General features: G+C 72.5%; 16 protein-coding genes and 2 pseudogenes. 5 read left to right on the top strand and 13 right to left on the bottom strand.

All coding sequences use genetic code 11. From position 1 onward, the window contains the following. Positions 1 to 134 precede the first annotated feature (134 nt). The 3 genes from ACH5AO_RS14525 to ACH5AO_RS14515 are packed head-to-tail and all read left to right on the top strand — an operon-like array spanning position 135 to position 4148. The gene (locus ACH5AO_RS14525; protein ID WP_398924725.1) at positions 135 to 1607 is read left to right on the top strand and encodes a Y4yA family PLP-dependent enzyme; all 1473 of its coding nucleotides are present in this window, start codon (positions 135 to 137) and stop codon (positions 1605 to 1607) included. Continuing rightward, positions 1604 to 2935, top strand: coding sequence for a pyridoxal-phosphate dependent enzyme (locus ACH5AO_RS14520; RefSeq protein ID WP_398924583.1), 1332 nt, complete (start codon positions 1604 to 1606; stop codon positions 2933 to 2935). Before ACH5AO_RS14525 ends, ACH5AO_RS14520 begins: the two co-directional genes overlap by 4 nt. Positions 2936 to 2939: 4 nt before the next feature. Next, the gene (locus ACH5AO_RS14515) at positions 2940 to 4148 is read left to right on the top strand and encodes an aminotransferase class V-fold PLP-dependent enzyme (RefSeq protein WP_398924582.1); all 1209 of its coding nucleotides are present in this window, start codon (positions 2940 to 2942) and stop codon (positions 4146 to 4148) included. A gap of 116 nt (positions 4149 to 4264) precedes the next feature. Here the strand turns inward: ACH5AO_RS14515 and ACH5AO_RS14510 are convergent. The 4 genes and pseudogenes from ACH5AO_RS14510 to ACH5AO_RS14495 form a co-directional block, all read right to left on the bottom strand. Then, a pseudogene (locus ACH5AO_RS14510) lies at positions 4265 to 4590 on the bottom strand (ATP-binding cassette domain-containing protein); the annotation flags it as partial. Next, a complete protein-coding gene (locus tag ACH5AO_RS14505; RefSeq protein ID WP_398924581.1) occupies positions 4590 to 5924 on the bottom strand; it encodes an enolase C-terminal domain-like protein in 1335 nt (444 codons plus the stop codon). The pseudogene ACH5AO_RS14510 and the gene ACH5AO_RS14505, both read right to left, overlap by 1 nt. A 51-nt stretch (positions 5925 to 5975) precedes the next feature. Beyond that, positions 5976 to 7313: a gluconate:H+ symporter gene (locus tag ACH5AO_RS14500; protein ID WP_398924580.1), complete on the bottom strand. Its 1338-nt coding sequence runs from the start codon at positions 7311 to 7313 to the stop codon at positions 5976 to 5978. A 62-nt stretch (positions 7314 to 7375) separates the two neighbouring features. After that, entirely contained in the window at positions 7376 to 8335 is a 960-nt protein-coding gene (locus tag ACH5AO_RS14495) for a 5-dehydro-4-deoxyglucarate dehydratase (RefSeq protein WP_398924579.1), read from the bottom strand. A 113-nt stretch (positions 8336 to 8448) separates the two neighbouring features. Here ACH5AO_RS14495 and ACH5AO_RS14490 point away from each other — a divergent pair, with 113 nt between their 5' ends. Beyond that, complete coding sequence (locus ACH5AO_RS14490) at positions 8449 to 9240, top strand: IclR family transcriptional regulator (protein WP_398924578.1); 792 nt, start codon at positions 8449 to 8451, stop codon at positions 9238 to 9240. A 194-nt stretch (positions 9241 to 9434) separates the two neighbouring features. On the opposite strand, the gene ACH5AO_RS14485 is transcribed toward ACH5AO_RS14490, so the two are convergent. Continuing rightward, positions 9435 to 10424, bottom strand: coding sequence for a helix-turn-helix transcriptional regulator (locus ACH5AO_RS14485; RefSeq protein WP_398924577.1), 990 nt, complete (start codon positions 10422 to 10424; stop codon positions 9435 to 9437). A 95-nt stretch (positions 10425 to 10519) separates the two neighbouring features. Here ACH5AO_RS14485 and ACH5AO_RS14480 point away from each other — a divergent pair. Continuing rightward, positions 10520 to 10837: pseudogene (locus ACH5AO_RS14480) on the top strand (DUF664 domain-containing protein); the annotation flags it as partial. Between the two features lie 66 nt (positions 10838 to 10903). Here the strand turns inward: ACH5AO_RS14480 and ACH5AO_RS14475 are convergent. From ACH5AO_RS14475 to ACH5AO_RS14440, 8 genes are all read right to left on the bottom strand, one after another. Next, a complete protein-coding gene (locus ACH5AO_RS14475; protein WP_398924576.1) occupies positions 10904 to 11686 on the bottom strand; it encodes an enoyl-CoA hydratase/isomerase family protein in 783 nt (260 codons plus the stop codon). Then, a complete protein-coding gene (locus ACH5AO_RS14470) occupies positions 11683 to 12948 on the bottom strand; it encodes a cytochrome P450 (protein WP_398924575.1) in 1266 nt (421 codons plus the stop codon). Before ACH5AO_RS14470 ends, ACH5AO_RS14475 begins: the two co-directional genes overlap by 4 nt. Positions 12949 to 13054: 106 nt before the next feature. Continuing rightward, on the bottom strand, positions 13055 to 14356 hold the full coding sequence (locus tag ACH5AO_RS14465; protein ID WP_398924574.1) for a cytochrome P450: 1302 nt from the start codon (positions 14354 to 14356) through the stop codon (positions 13055 to 13057). 101 nt (positions 14357 to 14457) lie between these two features. Beyond that, positions 14458 to 15060, bottom strand: a complete 603-nt coding sequence (locus tag ACH5AO_RS14460) for a GTP-binding protein (RefSeq protein ID WP_398924573.1) — start codon at positions 15058 to 15060, stop codon at positions 14458 to 14460. Then, positions 15035 to 15409, bottom strand: a complete 375-nt coding sequence (locus ACH5AO_RS14455) for a DUF742 domain-containing protein (protein WP_030827099.1) — start codon at positions 15407 to 15409, stop codon at positions 15035 to 15037. Before ACH5AO_RS14455 ends, ACH5AO_RS14460 begins: the two co-directional genes overlap by 26 nt. Further along, the gene (locus ACH5AO_RS14450; RefSeq protein WP_030861626.1) at positions 15406 to 15807 is read right to left on the bottom strand and encodes a roadblock/LC7 domain-containing protein; all 402 of its coding nucleotides are present in this window, start codon (positions 15805 to 15807) and stop codon (positions 15406 to 15408) included. The genes ACH5AO_RS14455 and ACH5AO_RS14450 overlap by 4 nt, the downstream gene beginning before the upstream one ends. Further along, a complete protein-coding gene (locus tag ACH5AO_RS14445) occupies positions 15804 to 17012 on the bottom strand; it encodes an ATP-binding protein (RefSeq protein WP_398924572.1) in 1209 nt (402 codons plus the stop codon). Before ACH5AO_RS14445 ends, ACH5AO_RS14450 begins: the two co-directional genes overlap by 4 nt. Before the next feature lie 542 nt (positions 17013 to 17554). Then, positions 17555 to 18112, bottom strand: a complete 558-nt coding sequence (locus ACH5AO_RS14440; RefSeq protein WP_398924571.1) for a vitamin K epoxide reductase family protein — start codon at positions 18110 to 18112, stop codon at positions 17555 to 17557. Positions 18113 to 18148 lie beyond the last annotated feature (36 nt).

Genomic DNA, 18148 nt, shown 5'->3' with positions numbered 1-18148 from the left:
AGCAACGGCCAGGGGCTTAGCGGCGCGTCGAGAGGGAAACGACTACTCCGAAACGGTCGTCGTGACGACGGATCGACGACCGGCCGACGTGGGGGGACTTCGTGAAGGACGTGCCCTTGTACCTGAGGCCGCGGGTGGATCCACCGCTGGCCTCGCTGCTGGAGGATGCGCCGTTCCTGCACTCGCTGGCCGACGCCCTCGGCTCACCGCTCAACGTGCTGCTCCCGGAGGTCGTCGCCGACAACGCCGAACGTTTCCGGGTCGTCTACCGCCGCCACCGCCTGACCGGCCGGGTGTACTTCGCGCACAAGGCGAATCGTTCCAGCGCCCTGGTGAGGAGGCTGGCCGCCTGTGATCCGGCCGCCGTCGGGATCGACGTGGCCTCCCTCGAGGAGTTACGGCACGCACTGGGCTGCGGGTTCACGGGCAACCGGGTGATGGCCACCGGTCCCAAGGACCGGGAGTTCCTGTGGCTGGCGGCCCGGGTGGGGGCGACGGTCAACCTGGACTCGGCCGGTGAGCTGGAGCTACTGGCGGAGCTCGTCCGGACGTACGGACTGGACCGGGTGGACGTGCTGGCGCGCTTGTCGGGGTTCGAGTCGGACCCCGGACACGGCGGGGCCGGCACGCGGGTGCTGTCGCGCCGCAGCCGCTTCGGTACGCCGGTCGCCGAGACCGACGGGCTGTGGGCGGCGCTGGAGCGGCATCGGGACGCCGTCACCCTGACCGGTCTGGCGTACCACCTGGACACCACCGGGCTGGAGGAGAAGGTCCGGGCGCTGGAGCGCTGCGTGCTGGCGATGGACGAGTGCCGGGCGCGGGGCCTGGCGCCGCGCGTCGTCGACATCGGTGGGGGGTTCGGGGCCGGTTACGTCGCCGAGGCCGGCGAGTGGGAGCGGTGGACCACCGCGCTGAGCGAGGCGGTGCTCGGCGTACGGCCGGCCCTGACCTGGCGCGGTCACGGCTACGGCTTGCGCAACGAGGGCGGCACGGTACGCGGCACGGCGGCCCTGTACCCCGCCCACCGGCCCGTCGCCGGGCCGGACTATCTCGACCGGCTGCTCTCGCTTCCCGCCCCGGTCCTGGGCAGGCCGCCCGCCACGCTCCTGCTGGAGCACCTGAACGACCTGTACGTCGAACCGGGGCGCGCCCTCGTCGACCAGTGCGGACTGTCGCTGGCCCGCGTGCTGGACGTACGGCCCATGGGGGACGACCCCACCCGTCACCTGGTGCGCCTCGGCATGAACGCCGGGGACGTGAGTCTGGAGGAACACGGGGTGCTCGTCGACCCCGTGCTGCTGCCCCGCGGCGGCTTGCGGGACGGGGCGGCGGACGACGGACCGGTCGGCGTCCACCTCGTCGGCAACCTCTGTCTGGAGGCCGACCTGATCACCCGTCGGCTGGTCTTCCTGCCCCGCCTGCCACGCGCCGGGGATCTGCTGGCCTTCGTCAACACCGCCGGCTACGTCATGGACTTCCACGCCCACCACGCGCAGCGACAGCCCGTCGCGCGGACCGTGGCGGTCACGGAGGAGGGCGGTGTCCGGCGCTGGTGCCCGGACGAGGACTACTGGCCGCTCACACACCCGCAGGGAGTGCCGTCATGAGGTACGACAGCATCACCGAGGCCATCGGCAACACACCGCTGGTCCGCATCGATCCGTCCGTGCACGGACTGGGCAACATCGACCTGTACGCCAAGCTGGAGATGCTCAACCCGTTCGGGTCCGTCAAGGACCGGCCCGCCTGGCACATGGCCCGCCCGCACCTGGAGGCCGAGGCCGACGGCACGGTCGTGGAACTCTCCAGCGGTAACACGGCCAAGGCCCTCGCCCTGCTGGCCGGCCTGCACGGGCTGAAGTTCAAGAGCGTGACCAACCGGATGCGCGTCCCCGAGATCAAGGAACTGCTGCTGCTCCTCGGGGCGGAGATCGAGGAACTCCCCGGGCAGAGCGAGTGCCTCGACCCGACGGACACCGACGATCCGCTCACCCGCTTCCACCAGGCCCTCTCGGAGCCCGGCAGCACCTACCTGCACACCGACCAGTACTTCAACCCGCGCAACGTCGAGGCACACGCGGCCGGCACCGGACCGGAGATCGTCAAGGACCTGGACGGACGGGCACCGGACTGGTTCATCGCCTGCGTCGGCACGGCCGGCTCCTCGACCGGTGTCGCCCAGGTGCTGCGCGAGCACGATCCGCGGGTCCGTGTGCTCGGGCTGGTCGCGGACAAGTCCGACTTCATCCCCGGCATCCGCACGATCGACGAGGTGCACCAGGTCGGCCTGTTCGACCCGGCCACGTACGACTCCCTCGCGTCGGTCACCTCCCAGGAGGCCATCGACGGGATGGTCACCCTCATCCGCCGCTGCGGGCTGCTGTCGGGGCCGACCGGCGGCGCCGCCTATCAGGGAGCCGTCCGCCACCTGGCGTCCGTCGACGCGGAGCTGGCGCACACCGGTGCCCGCCGGAGCGCCGTCTTCATCGTGTGCGACCGGGCCGAGAGCTACCTGAGCTACGTGCGCAGTCGCCGCCCGGAGCTGCTGGGCGGAACACGGCGCGGGCACGCGGTGTCGTCGCTCACCGACAGCGAGGTACGCGCCCGGGCCCGGGTCATCGGGGTCGAGGACGCCCGGCGCTGGATCGCGGAGGCGGATCCCCGCCCTCTGGTGGTCGACCTGCGCGGTCCGCACGCGTACGCAGCCCTGCACATCGAGGGCTCGATCAACATCGTCGACGAGGTGTTCGAGGAACTGGTGCGGACCGGGCTGCCGTTCAGCAAGCGGACACCGGTGCTGCTGGCCTGTCCCGTGGGGGAGAAGTCGCTGCGCTACGCCGCGTTGCTGACCCGCATGGGACACCCGGACGTCCGCAGCCTGGCGGACGGCATCGTCGCCTGGCGCGACGCGGGCGCACCGCTGGTGAGGGAGTGACCTGATGCGCGGCGGAACACACGACGAAGACGGGCTCTGGCAGCGGGAGGCGAGGGCGCAGTTCCCGATCATCACGGCGCACCCGGATCTGGCGTACCTGGACAGCGCGGCGACCTCGCAGAAGCCCCGGGCCGTCCTGGACGCCGTGCGGACCTACCTGACCACGTCGAACGCCAACGCGGGCCGCGGCACCTATCCCTGGGCCAACCGGACCACGGGGGTGATCGAACGGACCCGCGAGCGGCTCAAGGAATTCCTCGGCGACCGCGAACCGGACCGCTCCACCGTCCATTTCACCAGCGGGACGACCGAGGGCCTGCGCACCGTCGCCCGTGACTGGCTCGTGGAGCACCTCACCGACGGCGACGAGATCCTGGTCCCGTTCTCCGACCACCGGGCCAACCTCGAACCCTGGCTCGAAGCCCGGCGCCTGCTCGCGGAGCGCGGCACCGACGTGCGCGTCCGTGCCCTGCCGTGTCAGGAGTCCTCCGGCGACTACGACCACCGTGCCCTCGCCGACGCCGTCGGCCCCCGCACCCGCTTCGTCGCGGCCACCCATGTCCACCACGTCTACGGCGGGGACATGAACGTCCACCGCCTGCGCGCCGCCGTGGGACCCGACGTGCCCATCTGCCTGGACGCCGCGCAGAGTGTGGGCCACCTTCCGCTCCGGGTCGGCGATCCGGAGCTCGACGTGGACTTCGTCGTCTTCTCGGGGCACAAGGCGCTGGCCCTGCCCGGCACCGGCGCGGTGTGGGCGCGCAACACCCGCGGCCCCGTCCTGACGCCCTCCGGCTGGCAGGGCACCCCCAACACCGTGGGCATCGTGTCGCTGCTGGCCGCCCTGGACTGGCTGGACGCGGTCGGCGTCGACCGCATCGCCGCCCACGTCACCCGTCTGGCCACCCGCCTGACCGACCGGCTGCGCCGGCTGGACGCCTACGAGGTCCTCGGCTGCCCCGCCAGTCTGGCCGCCGACTCCACCCTGCCCGCGGCCCAGCGACGGCACGGCATCGTCACCCTGCGGCACCGTGACATCCCGTCCGACGACCTCGGGTTCATCCTCTTCAGCCACGGCTTCATGGTCCGGGCCGACAGCCTCTGCCAGGCGGGCGCGGACGACAAGGACGGATCCGTACGGGTGAGCCTGCACGTCTACAACACCGACGAGGAGATCGACCGCCTGCTGGCCGTTCTCGCCTCCATGGCGTGAACGGCCACCGGTGACCGTCTCCGCCTGCGGGGCGCGCGGCGGACGCCGACGGGCCGGAGGGGGACCGCTTTCCTCCGGACGCGCGGTCCCGCTCGGACCCGGCCACCCACGTGGGGCGCCGCCGCGCGTTCCCCGGCCTCGGGGTCGGGCCCCGTGGCCGGCTCGTCCGGCAGGAGCAGGTCCGGCTCCCGGACGAGTCCTTGGGTGCGATCAGGGCGCGCTGCCTCTGTCCGCCGGACGGTCCGCCGAGTTGCCGTGTGGCCGGGGCGGCGATACCGGGGCGGTCCGGGGCCGGGTCCACCGCGGCCCGGTCCCGACGGGTGAGCCGGCGCCACGGGCCGCGTTCGTCCCGGCGCCCCGTCTCCACGGTCCGGCGGACCGTCGACGGAAGCGCGTCACCGACCGCACCGCGCTGGGGGACGAACGCCGGTGGACGGCCGCCTACCGCACCAGGCAGGGCCGCTTCGCGTCGAACTTCCAGCCGGGGACCAGGTACCGCATGCCGATGGCGTCGTCCCGTGCCCCCAGGGCCTTCGTCCGGTAGAGCTCGTGGGCGGCGAGGAGGCGGTCCATGTCGAGCCGGACGCCGAGGCCGGGTGCGTCGGGGACGGCGATCTCTCCGCCGACGATGCGGGGCGGGTCGGTGGTGAGCCGCTCCAGACCCTCCTGCCATATCCAGTGCGTGTCCAGGGCGTTGTACGCGCCGGGCGCCGCGGCTCCGCAGTGGGTGACCATGGCGAGCGAGATGTCGAAGTGGTTGTTGGAGTGGCAACCCCAGGTCAGCCCCATCGCGTTGCACAGCTGTGCCACGCGCACGGAACCCTGCATGGTCCAGAAGTGCGGGTCGGCCAACGGGATGGAGACCGACTGCAGGGCGAGGGCGTGGGTCAGCTGCCGCCAGTCGGTGGCGATCATGTTGGTCGCGGTGGGCAGGCCGGTCGCGCGGCGGAACTCGGCGAGGATCTCCCGCCCGGAGTAGCCGTCCTCGGCTCCGCAGGGGTCCTCGGCGTAGGCGAGCGTCCCGGTCAGTGGCGCGCAGAGCTCGACGGCCTCGCGCAGCGACCAGGCGCCGTTCGGGTCGAGGGTGATCCGGGCCTCGGGGAAACGCTCCTTCAGCGCGCGGACGGCCCTGACCTCCTCCGCGCCGTCCAGGACGCCGCCCTTCAGTTTGAAGTCGCGGAAACCGTACAGCTCGTGGGTGGCCTCGGCCTGGCGGACGATCGCCTCGGGAGTCAGGGCCTCCTCGTGCCGGATCCGGTACCAGTCGGTGTCCGCGTCGGGTTCGCGGACGTACTCGAGGTCGGTGCGGTCGGGGTCGCCGACGTAGAAGAGGTAGCCCAGCACCCGTACCGAGTCGCGCTGCTGACCGTCCCCGAGGAGCGCCGCGACCGGTACGTCCAGGTGCTGGCCCAGGAGGTCCAGCAGGGCCGACTCGACGGCGGTGACCGCGTGGACGGTGGTGCGCAGGTCGAAGGTCTGCGCACCGCGTCCGCCGGAGTCGCGGTCGGCGAAGCGGTCCGCGATCTCACGCAGGACGCGCTTGTAGTCGCCCGTCCTCGCACCGATCACGAGCGGCTCGGCGTCCCGCAGGGTCTGTGTGATCTTCTCCCCGCCGGGCACCTCACCCAGGCCCGTACGCCCTTCGGAGTCCGTCAGGACGACGACGTTGCGCGTGAAGTAGGGACCGTGGGCGCCGGAAAGGTTCAGCTCCATGCAGTCGCGGCCCGCCACGGGGTAGACGGAGAACGCGGTGACGGTCGGCTGGCTCGTGCTCATACTCTCTTCACATTCCTTGCGTGACGGGGGAGGAGGGGGCGGGACGGACGGTCACGGACCGAGGAGGTCAAGGACCTGCTCGGCCACCAGGACACCGCCCAGGCCGAGGACGGCGAGCACGGTCGTGTAACCGGTACGGACCTTGATCGCTTCGATGACGGAGAGGTTGAAGTACTCCTTGAAGAGCCAGAAGCCGGGGTCGTTGACGTGGGAGAAGGCGATGGAGCCGCAGGCGACGGCGAGGACCATCACCTCCGGGTGGACCCCGCTGCCCGCCAGGAGCGGCAGCACCACGCCGGAGGCCGTGACCACGGCGACGGTCGCCGAGCCGAGGGCTATGCGGAGGATGACGGCGACGAGCCAGGCCAGGACGATCGGTGAGACGGACCAGCCGTCGGTGGCGTCCTTGATGTAGTCGGAGATCCCGCCCTCGACGAGGACGTTCTTGAACGCCCCGCCCGCGCCGATCACCAGCAGGATCATCGCCATCGCCTTGGCCGCCGAGGAGCAGGAGGCGCCGACCTCCTCCAGGCTCCGGCCGATCCGCGGCCCGAACGCCCAGACGGCCAGGCACAGCGTCAGCATCAGCGCGATCGGCGCCGAGCCGACGAACGCGACGAAGTGCAGGAATCCCGTCTCGGCGGAGGTGGCCATGTCGGTCACGGCGGCCGTCACGATCAGCGCCACGGGGAACAGCGCCACGAACAGCGACCAGCCGAGGCCGGGCATCTCCTCGTCGGTGAACTCGCGTTCCCCGACCAGGCCCTGGGGAATGGAGGGCGTCATGGCCTTGACGAACGGCAGGCGGGGCCAGACCAGGGCGACGAGCGCGCCGGCGGGGACGGCGATGAACAGGCCGTAGAGCAGGGTCAGCCCGACGGAGGCGTCGAAGGTCGCGGCGACGGCGGTGGGGCCGGGATGCGGCGGCAGGAAGCTGTGCATCGTCGACAGCGTGACGGACATCGGCAGGCCGACCCACAGCAGTGGTGCCCCCGTGACCCTGACCAGGGTGAACGCGATCGGCACGATGATGATGAAGGCGACCTCGTAGAACATGGTCACGCCGATCAGCATCGCGGTGACCACCATCGCCACCTGCACCCAGCGGGGGCCGAAGGAGTCGAGGAGGGTGCCGGCGATGCGCTGGGCGGCACCGGAGTCACCCATGACGCGGCCGAGCATGGCACCGAGCCCGATGGTGAGCATGGTGTCGCCGATCTGGCCCCCGATGCCCTCGGCGAGCACGTCCGGGATGGTCACCAGCGGAATTCCCTGGACCAGCGCGACGCCGACCGCCACGAGCAGCAGTGCCGCGAAGCCGTTGAGTTTCAGCCTGGTCATGAGGATCAGCAGGACCAGGACGCTGATCCCGACCACGAGCAGGGGCATGGCAGTTCTCCTTTGAACTGTCGAGCGGGGGAGGACGCGGGACGGCTCGCCGCGCGGATCCGTCAGGCGGGTCGTCGTACCGCGCCGACGAGGCTCAGCCCGTGGTCCAGCACCTTCTCCAGGGCGGACAGATCGGCCGGAGCGGGGTCGGTGAGCGGGGCGCGCACCGGACCGACCGGGAGGCCGCGCAGCCGGGCGGCGGCCTTCACCAGGGACACGGCGTATCCCGGTACCCGGTCGCGGAGTTCGACGAGCGGGACGTAGAAGCCGCGCAGCAGCTTGTCCACCGTGCCGTGGTCGCCGTCCCCGAGAGCGGTGAAGAAGGCGTTCGCGATCTCGGGGGCGAAGGCGTGGACGGCGGAGGAGTAGGCGGGGACGCCGACGGTGGCGTAGGCGCGGGCCTGGATCTCGGCGGTGGCGGCGCCGTTGAAGAAGAGGAAGTCCTCCGGCGCGGCGAGGGTGAGGCGCTGGAGCCGGTCGAGGTCGCTGTGGCCGTCCTTGAGCCCGATGACGCCCGGGATCCCCGCGACACGCCGCAGGGAGGCCGCCGTGAAGGCGACCGGTCCGCGCTGATAGGCGATGAGCGGCAGCCGGGTGCCCCCGGCGATCCGGCGCAGCTGTTCCACCAGGCCGTCCTGCGGGGCGCTGACCAGGTAGTGGGGCAGTACCAGCGCGGCGTCGGCGCCGGCGTCCTCGGCGATGCGGGCGAAGCGGACGGACTGGGCCCAGCCGTAGCCGATGCCCGCGACCACCGGGACGCGCCCGTCGGCGAGCTCGACCGCGGTCCGTACGACCGTCCGGTACTCGTCCTCGTCCAGCGAGAAGAACTCGCCGGTGCCGCAGGCGGGGAACACCGCGCCGGGGGCGGTGGCCAACCGGTCGGCCAGGTACGCCCGGTACGCGTCCGGGTCGAGGCCGCCGTCCTCCCGGAAGCTGGTGAGGGGGAAGGACAGCACCCCGCCCGCCATTCCGTCCCGGAGCCGCTGAGCGACCTGTGCGGCCTCGGTGCTGATCCCTGCCATGAACCGTCCCTGTATACAGATGCCGTCTGCGTATGCAGATGGAGGTTAGGTCTGTGAACAGGGTGGGTCAATGGGTGTGCCGTCACGAATTCGCGCGGACCTACGATGAGCTCATGCTTGAGAAGACGGGTGTCCGTGGGGTGAAGTCGGCGGCCCGGACCGTCGCGCTGCTGGAACTCCTCGCCCGGCGGGGTGAGCAGCCCTCACGCCTGGACCAGCTCGCCGAGGAGCTGGACGTGCCGCGCAGCAGCATGTACCAACTGCTGCAGACCCTCGTCGACTGCGGCTGGGTCCGCACCGACGCCACCGGCTCGCTCTACGGCATCGGCATCCGCGCGCTGCTCACCGGCACCGGCTACCTCGACGGCGACCACCGCATCAGGATCGTCCGCCCCTACCTCGACGAGGCGTCGGACGCGCTCGGCGAGACGATCCACATGGGCCGGCTCGACGGTCCGGACGTCGTCTACCTCGCCACCCGCGAGTCCCACGAGTACCTGCGCACCATCAGCCGCGTCGGCCGCCGCGTCCCGGCCCATGCCGGCGGACTCGGCAAGGCCCTCCTCGCCGAGCGCCCCGACGACGCCCTGCCCCTTCCGGACGGGCCGTTGACCGCCCTCACGGAGAACACGCACACCACCCGCGCCTCCCTCCTGGCCGACCTGGCCCGGACCCGCGAACGCGGCTACTCCGTGGACCGCGAGGAGACGGTCACCGGCATCGCCGGCTTCGGCTTCGCCCTCCGCTACACGACCCCGGCGACCGACGCCATCAGCTGCTCGGTCCCGGTGGCCCGTCTGACCCCCGAGCACGAGTCCCGCATCATCTCCGTGATGCGGGAGACGCGAGCGAGGATAGAGGCCCGGACGCCGCCCGTCTCGGGCGTGCCCGACTGGCGCCAGTGAGCCCGCGCCCCGATCACCGGCGGGCCGGAGGACCACGGGCCTGGTGGACCGCCGTCCCGTGACGGCCGTCCGAGCGGGGCGCCCCCGTGGCGTTCCCGGTGCCCACGCCGAGCCCGACGGCGCCCCGCCCCACCCCCGCGCCGCGAACGCGGTGCACGGGGCCCAGGGGCGCAACTGCTTCCCGGGGCCGCGGATCACCCGCCGGGCGCACCGGCCGCCGCACGGGCGTAACGGCGTGCCAGGACCGCGAAGGCGTCCCTGAGTTCCCGCGGGCCGACCACTTCGACGGCGGCGTCGAACCGCCCGACGTCGGCGGCGAGGGCGGTCCACGACCAGGAGCCCAGGACGAGCCGGCAGCGGCCGGGGCCCAGCTCCTCGACGACGGCGTCGTGGGCGTGGCGGGACACGGTGGCGGCGGGCAGGTCCAGGATCACCTCGCCGCGGCAGGGCCACTCGCCGGAGCCGTCCGACCCCCGGAACCTGCCGGTGACGAACGCGGCCACGTCGCCCCCGGGTACCTCACGCGGTGTGAAGCGGGGCCCCGCGGGGCTGCGCGGGGTGATCCGGTCGGCGCGGAAGACGCGCCAGTCGGCGCGGTCGAGGTCGAAGGCGACGAGGTACCAGCGCCCGCCCCGGCTGACGAGATGGTGCGGCTCCACCCGACGCGGCGGACGGACGGCGCCCTCCGGCGGGGAGGCGCCGGCGTAGTCGAAGCGCAGCACTTCGCCGGCGTGGACGGCGGCGCCCAGCGTCATGAGCAGCGCGCCGTCGACGGACGGGCGCGGCCGGGCCGCGGACGGCTCCACGGTGGTCACCCGGAGGGTGTCGACGCGGTGGCGCAGCCGCGCGGGCATGACCTGCCGGACGGTGGCCAGGGCGCGAACCGCGTCCTCCCGGATCGCGGCACCCGTGGCGGTGGCGGCCCGCAGCGCGACGGCGAGGGCGACGGCCTGCCCGTCGTCGAACAGCAGCGGCGGCAGCCGGGTGCCGGAGTCCAGCCGGTATCCCCCGTCGGGCCCCTTGAAGGCCGCGACGGGATAACCGAGTTCGCGCAGCCGGTCCACGTCACGGCGTACGGTCCGCGCGCTCACCCCCAGCCGTTCGGCCAGCAGCGCCCCCGGCCAGTCACGGCGGGCCTGGAGCAGGGAGAGCAGGGACAGCAGTCGGGCTGAGGTCTTCGGCATGCCGTCGATCCTGCCCCGGGAAGAGGACACGACCTGACCGCTTCCCCGCGACGGTTCTTCCGCGTCCGGCCACGACGACCGGAAGGGCGGTCACCGTGACGACCACCGTCGTGCCCCGGCCGCCCGCCCCCGACGCCGGACGGGCCGGCCCCGCCCGCGGGGTCCCGCGGCGGGCGATCGGCCACCGGAACGACTCCCGGCTGCCGCCCGGCGACACCCTGGACGGCGTCCTCGCGAGCCGCGAACGGGTCGCCGCCCGCGGCGAGGGGATCGTCGCCCCCGTGCCCGGCCGTGCCGGCGGCCCGCCCGCTGCCCGAGGCCCCCGGCACGCGCCGGGAGCCGTGCGCAGCGTGCCGACGCGCCTCATCGCCGGGGCCGCGCGGCACGCCGGACACGCCGGCATCCCGCGCGGGACGCCCGACGGACGTCCACCTGGGCGGCACGGATCACCGCGTCCGCCCGCCGAGCGGCACCCCCGGTCAGCCGGGCCGGTGCTGCTGGGTGAGGACCGCCGCCATCAGTTCGGGGTCGAGGACCGAGACGTCGGCGAGGCGGGTGGACGCGGTGAGGGAGTTCAGCAGGGCCTTGGTGACCCGCAGGGCGGGGGCCGGACGCCGCAGGACGGGCCGGGCCCAGGCCGTGACGGCCGCGTCGAGGGCGTCCTCGGGCACGACCTTCTGCAGGATCGACAGGGTGTGGGCCTCGTGGGCGTCGAAGACGCGCCCGGTGAGGACGATGTCGCGGACGCGGGCGGCCCCCGCCTCGCTGATGAGGCGGGGGAGCAGCCCGCCCCAGGCGGTGGGCAGGCCGAGGGCGAGTTCGGGCAGGCGGAAGGCCGCCGTGTCGGCGCCGACGCGCAGGTCGCAGGCGAGGGCGAGGGCGAGGCCCGCGCCGACGGCCCGGCCCTGGACACGGGCGATGGTGACGGCGGGATTGGCGGTGAGTGCCTCGCACACGCGCCGGGCCCGGGTCCCGGAGGCGCGGATGCCGCCGCCGGTGGGGTCGAGGGCGAGGTGCTCGGCGAACTCGCCGCGGTCGCCGCCGAGGCAGAAGTCGTCGCCGGCGGCGGCCAGCACCAGGACCCGTACCGCCGGGTCCTGGTCGTCGAGGACGGCGAGGAGGTCGTCCAGCATGGCGTCGGTGACGGCGTTGCCCTGTTCGGGGACGTTCAGTTCGACGGTGAGGAGGGGACCCTGCCGGCGGGTGCGCAGGGTCTTGAGCATCCGGTCGGCGGGGAGTTCGGCGAGGGGCAGGGCGTTCATGCGGTGACTTTCAGGGAGGTGATGCGGCGGAAGACGACCCGGGAGGTGTCGTAGGAGGGGGGTGCGAGGGGCCGCAGCGTGGGGAAGCGCTCCAGCACCTGGGTGAGCAGTTCGCGGGCCTCCAGCCGGGCGAGCGCCGCGCCGAGGCAGTAGTGGGCGCCGCCGCCGAAGGTGAGGTGGCCGCCGCCGCGCCGGATGTCGAACCGGTGGGGGTCCGGGTTGCGGCGGGGGTCGTGGGCGGCCGCCCCGTAGAGCACGTGGACGGTGGTGTCCTTGGCGATCGGTGTGCCGGCGAGGACGGTGTCGTCGGCGGCGACACGGGAGTTGACGAACACGGGCGGGTCGTAGCGCAGCGTCTCCTCGACCGCGTCGTCGATGTGCTGAGGGTGCCGGCGCAGCCAGGCGGCGCGCGAGGGGTCCCGGGTGAGGAACCACACGGTGTTGGCCATCAGCACCGCGCTGGTCTCCAGCGAGGCGATGGTGATGAACATCGTCAGGTCGTAGATCACCTGGTCCGCGGCGGCCCGGTCGTCGGGGTACTGGGCGTCCCAGTGGTGGATCCAGCCGGTGAGGACATCGTTGCCGGGGCGGGCCCGCCGCTGCCGGATCAGCTCGGTGAAGTAGGCCCGCATCTCCAGCGTGGCCTGCGCCGACACGGCGAGTTCGCTCCTGGTGGGCAGCAGTTCCTGGGCGTAGACCTGCCGGTGGGTGAAGTCCAGGATGCGCGCGTGGTGCTCCGGGGGGATGCCGAGCCAGGCGCTGACGGTCAGCAGGGGGAGCCGCTCGGCGACGGTGGTGACGAAGTCGGCCTCCCCGTCGGCGCGCAGCCGGTCCTCGAGGTCGTCCAGGAGGCCGGCGGCGAGGGCGGCGACCCGGGGGCGCAGGTTCTCCAGGGTGCTGCGGTCGAACGGGTTGCCCAGGGCGCGCCGTTGACAGGTGTGGGTCGGGGCGTTGAGGCGGGGCAGGGTGCGGGTCATCTCGCGGGTGGCGGGAGCCTGCCAGCGTCCCGGGTCGGGCTGCCGCTCCTGCCAGGCGAAGTCCGGCACGAGCCAGTTCCTGCCGCGCAGGACCTGGCTGCATGCCTCGAACCCGGTGACGAAGTAGCCGCCCCAGGGGGCGCGTACGACGTCCCCCAGGGCGCGCATCTCCTCCCATATGGGAAGGGGGTCGGCCTGCCCTTCTCCGGAACGCAGGCGGCGGAGAAGGGAGATGACGGCTCGGCGGTCGTGGGTGGTGCCGCGTATGTCGCCAACGGCGGTCACGCAGAGCTCCTTCGGCTGGGCGCTACCGATCAGTACCGCCGGAACCTACCCTTCCGTACTCCTGTGTCATGCGCCCCTGCGTGTTGCCCCTGTCACATGCCGTGCATCAGACGCGGAAAATGTCCAGGAAACTGCTCCAGAATCCCTTCTTCCGTCCCGGTTCCTGCCGGGCCGGCGCGGACGAGGCCGCCGGGAGGGGCGCCTGCGCACCCGGTGCCGAGGGCCGGCCCTGGAGCGCGGACGCCATCCGGGTGGCGGGCGTGGGACTGAAGGTCACGGGCAGCGCGACCAGGGCCCGGTGGAACGGCCCCGGACGCCACTGCAGGTCCTTCTCCGGCACGGCCAGGGCGAGGTCGGGCAGGGCGTTGAGGAGCCGTTCGATCGCGGTGACCGCGATGACCTGCGCCGGGTCCTTGGCGGGGCAGGCGTGCGGGCCGGCCCCCCAGGCCAGATGGGCGCCCTTGCTGTGTGCCCGGCGGGCCTCGGCGAGCGCGGGGTCGGCGTTGGCGCCCGCGAAGGAGATGACGACCGGGGTGTTCGCCTCCACCACGTGGCCGCCGAGGTCCACGTCCTGCACCGGGTAGTGGGTGGCGTAGTTGGCGATGGGCGTCTGGTTCCACAGCACGTGGTCGAGGGCCTCCTCGATCAGCATGCCGCTGTCCCGGCCGCCCGTCCCGGACAGCAGCAGCACCAGGGCGTTGCCGATGAGGTTGCGCTCGGGTTCGACGCCGGCGCCCATCAGCATCACCAGCTGGTCCTTGAGCTCCTCGTCGGTCAGCCCGGCCGGGTGCTGGATCAGCCAGGAGGTGACGTCGTCACCCGGCTGGCGCCGCTTGAGCGCGATCAGCTCCATCAGGCAGGCGGTGAGGTCCTCGTTGGCGCGCAGCGCGTCCTTGCCGTCGAAGATCGCCGACATGGAGGTGGTGAGGGTGTCACCGATGCCCGCGGGGCAGCCGAACAGCTTGTTGAACAGCAGCAGCGGCAGCAGCTTGGCGTAGTCGTTGAGCAGGTCGGCCCGGCCCCGCTCGCTGAACCGGTCGAGCAGGTAGTCGGCGATCGGCTCGACGTCGCGCCGGATCCGGGTGATGTTGAGCCGGGCCAGGCTGTCCACCACGGCCTTGCGCAGCCGCAGGTGCACCGCCCCGTCGGTGAACAGGCAGTTGGGCCGGTACGCCATCATCGGCAGCACCGGGTTGTCCATGCCGATGCGGCCCTCGTTCAGCGCCTTCCAGCGGCGGGCGTCGCGGGCGAACAGCTCCGTGTTCTGCAGCACGCGCAGCGCCGTCTCGTGGCCGACGACCAGCGTGGCGTCCGCGCCGGGGGCGAGCTCGACGGGGCCGGCCGGGGCGTGGGCGCGCAGCCGGTCGTAGACCTGGTGGGGGTCGGCGGCGAACGCGGCGTCGTGCATGGGGCATCTGCTGACGGTGGCGGCAGACGGTGCTTGGGGGTCCATGAAGTTCCTTAGGGGTCGAAGAACCGCTGTTCCCGGTCCGGGCGGGCGCGGGGCGGTCAGGCCGCGCGGTCGAGCAGGTGCCTCACCAGGGCGATCAGCGCCCTGGCGGAGGACTGCTGGTCGCGGGCGTCGCAGTAGACGACGGGGGTGTCCGGGAGCAGGTCGAGCGCCTCGCGCACCTCGGCCTCGCCGTAGGTGACGGCGGGATCGAAGCAGTTGACGGCGATGGCGTACTCCAGGCCGTACCGCTCGATGAGGTCGATGACCGGGAAGGTCTCCTCCAGGCGTCCCGGGTCGACCAGGAGCAGCGCCCCGAGCGCGCCGCGGGCCATGTCCTCCCACAGCTGCATGAAGCGCTGCTGGCCCGGGGTGCCGAACAGGTAGAGCACCAGGTCGTCGCTCAGGGTGAGGCGGCCGAAGTCCAGGGCGACCGTGGTGGTGGTCTTGTCCGCCACCCCCCGCAGGTCGTCGACGTGGACGGACGCCTGGGTCATCTTCTCCTCGGTGCGCAGCGGAGTGATCTCCGACAGCGAGCCGATGAAGGTCGTCTTGCCCACGGCGAAGTGCCCGACGACGAGGATCTTGGCGGCGTTGGTCACCGCGCTGGAGACGTAGATGGACCTCTGCGCCGTCTCAGCCGATGAGGGATTGGAGTCCATTCAGAACCTTCTCGAGGGTCGCTCTGTCAACGTTCTGGGCCCGGGGAGGCTCGGCCCGTCGGAGCAGGTGCCCCTGCTCCGCTAAATCGGTGAGCAGCAGCCGGGCCACTCCGACGGGCAGGCCGAGGTGGCCCGCCACCTCGGCGACCGACAGGTAGCCACCCGCGCACAGTTCCCAGATCGCCCTGACCTCGGGGCCGGCCCCCAGCGGAAGCGTCCGCTCGGGAGCCAGGGTGACCAAGGTGTGCAGCGCCAGTTCGTCCGAGGACGGCAGGCTCCGTCCGCCCGTGATCACGTACGAGCGGACGAAGTCACTGGTGACGGGTGCTTCCTCGCCGGGCGTCGTCATACGCCGACACCGTTGTCCGAGCGCGGGGCCACGCTCATCGCCTTGCTCAGCGCCGCCACCGTCTTCTGCATGCGGAACGACATGGCCTCCATGTCGACGTCCAGTGCCGCCGAGACGGCCAGGTAGGCGCCCTGCCCGGCCGCGATGAGGAAGATCCAGCCGCCGTCGTACTCCAGCAGCGTCTGCTTCCAGATGCCGTGCCCCGCCCCGACGAAACCGGCGACCGCCCGGCTCAGGGACTGCATGGAGCTCATCGCGGCGGCGTTCGTCTCGGCGTCGTCGCGTGAGATCTCGTCCGAACGCTGCAGCAGCAGGCCGTCACCCGAGACGAGGACCGCGTGGCGGGCTCCACGCACCTCGAGCACGTCGTTCAGCACCCACGACAGGTCGGTGTTCACTGGTGGTCAGGTCCTTCCGTGGTGTTGGTCCGCCCGAGCTGGGTACCGCGCGCGAACGCCCCCAGGCGTGACGCGGTCACCTCGCCGTCCGACTCGGACGTCTGCTGGTCGGCGGCTGCCGTGTCCTGCGGCGCCGGCACCACCGAGATGGGCCCCTGGCGCCGGCGGCGCTTGGGCAGTCCGCCGGTCGTCGTGCCCACCACGTGGGAGGGGCCGACCGGGACGGGCGCCAGCCGCTGCGGGGCGCCCTCCCTGCCCTGGTCCGCGGGCTCCCGGACGGGTTCGGCGGGGATGACGGCCTCGGCCGCCAGAAGGCTTTCCGGTACTCGGATCACTGCGCGCACTCCGCCGTAGGGGGACACCGAACCGACGGAGACGGCGAAGCCGTACCGCGCGGCGAGCATGCCGCACACCGCGAACCCGAACCGGGGCGGGTCGCCGAGACCGGTGATGTCGACGGGGCCGTCGGCGGACAGCAGCGCCGCCGCCCGGTCCTTGGTCTCCTGGTCCATGCCCAGACCGGCGTCGTCGACGATGAAGCACACACCCGTCGGCACGGCCTGGATGTTGACCTCGACCGGCGTGCCCGGGGCGCTGTACGTGGTCGCGTTGTCCAGCAGCTCGGCGAGCACCACCGCCACCGGCTCGACGGCCTTGCTGGTGACGGCGACGCTGGCCTGGGCGTGGATGCTCACCCGGTTGAAGTCCTTGATGCGTCCCTGCGCGCTGCGGGCCACGTCGTAGACGGTCGCCACACCCTCGCGCCGGCCCAGCCAGCCGCCGCACAGCACCGAGATGCCCTTGGCCCGGCGGCTGAACTGGCTGCCGGTGTGGTCCACCGACATCAGGTCCGCCAGCACCTCGGTGTCGTTGCCGTACTTCTGCAGCAGTCCGTCCAGCAGCAGTTGCTGCTCCTCGGCGAGCGACTGGAGCGTGCCCATCGCCGACTTCAGCACGGCCTTGGTCGACGACTCCGCGTCCGCCCGGACGTCCGCGAGGTCACTTCGGTGTTGGGTGTCCAGGGCGGCGATGTGCCCCTGGAGCTGGTCGATCCGGCCCCGGGCCTGGCCCAGTCCGTCCTCCAGTTCCTTCTTCGTTCTTCGGAGCGCCAGATTGGTTCTCCGGGCCCGCTGCACGGCGAACACCGCGGCGACGAGCACCACAAGCAGGATCCATAGCAGCGGATCCCCGGTCAATGACGTCATGAGACTCTCTTCAAGTCGCATCGCGCCAGGAGCTCGGCGGATCCGCGCACGCATGTGACGGGTCCGAGCCGTCGAACGGCGCGGGCCCGCGGCGGACCAAGCCTCAACTCCTCAGCGATGGGGCCTTAGAGACTGTCCCCCGTACGCGTTCACGACGCGCCGCCAGCCTGCTGAAAGTTCGATGATCGTATCAGGCGGACGGCGGCAACCCATCTGACCGGAGGGCCGCTTGGCGACCCTCACGAGACCCACACACCCCACCGCCGTACGCCCACGGGAGACCGGTGCCGCCGTCGCGACGCGTCCCGTACGTGCCCCGGTGAACCGGTGGAACGGGATTCCGGCGGCGGTGGAATCCGCGCGGTGCCAACGGCATCTGACGGCCGTGTGGACACCACGGAAACGGGGGCGTCGCGCGGGCCTCACCCCGTACCCGGGCCGCGCGGCGCCCGCCGCCGGTGACGGTGGCGGTGACCGATCGTCTCGTGACCGACCAGGTGACGAACGGGGGCGGACACCGCCGCCGGCACCGGCGGACCCGGCTACGGCAGGCCGATCCAGTGCGTCCCGAAACGGGTCAGGACCAGCAGCACGACCACGCCGTACCAGCCGGCCAGCAGCAGCCAGTGGCTCTCCAGGACCAGGTCCAGGGCGGCGCGTCCGCGCCGGGGCACGGGAAGGACGCCGTGCGCGCAGTTGCGCAGGGTCACGTACCAGAACAGGGCGATGGTCACGATCCAGACGACGGCGCAGTACGGGCAGAGCCGGCCGAGTTCGTACAGCGACTGCCAGATCAGCCAGTGGACGAAGCCCACCGCCGCCAGCGCCCCGCCGTTCAGGGCCAGCCACAGTGCCCGGTGGAGCCGCGTCCCCGTCAGCACGGCCACGCCGAGGGCGGTCACCGCGGCGAAGGCGCCCAGGCCGATCAGCATGTTGGGAAAGCCCAGCAGATTCCCCTGCGGGCTCGCCATGGCGCTGCCGCAGCCCACCACCGGGCTGATGTCGCACGACGGGACGTGGTCGGGGTCCTTGAGCAGCCGCCAGTCGTCGACCGCGAGGCGCAGGGAGGCGAGCCAGCCGACGGCCCCGGTCAGCGTCATGAGCCAGCCGATGCGCCTCCCGGGGGCCGTCCTCGT

Origin of the sequence: Streptomyces sp. NPDC018964, assembly GCF_044390325.1 — a bacterium.
Classification (GTDB): Bacteria; Actinomycetota; Actinomycetes; order Streptomycetales; family Streptomycetaceae; genus Streptomyces.
This window is presented reverse-complemented; position numbering and strand designations above follow the sequence as displayed.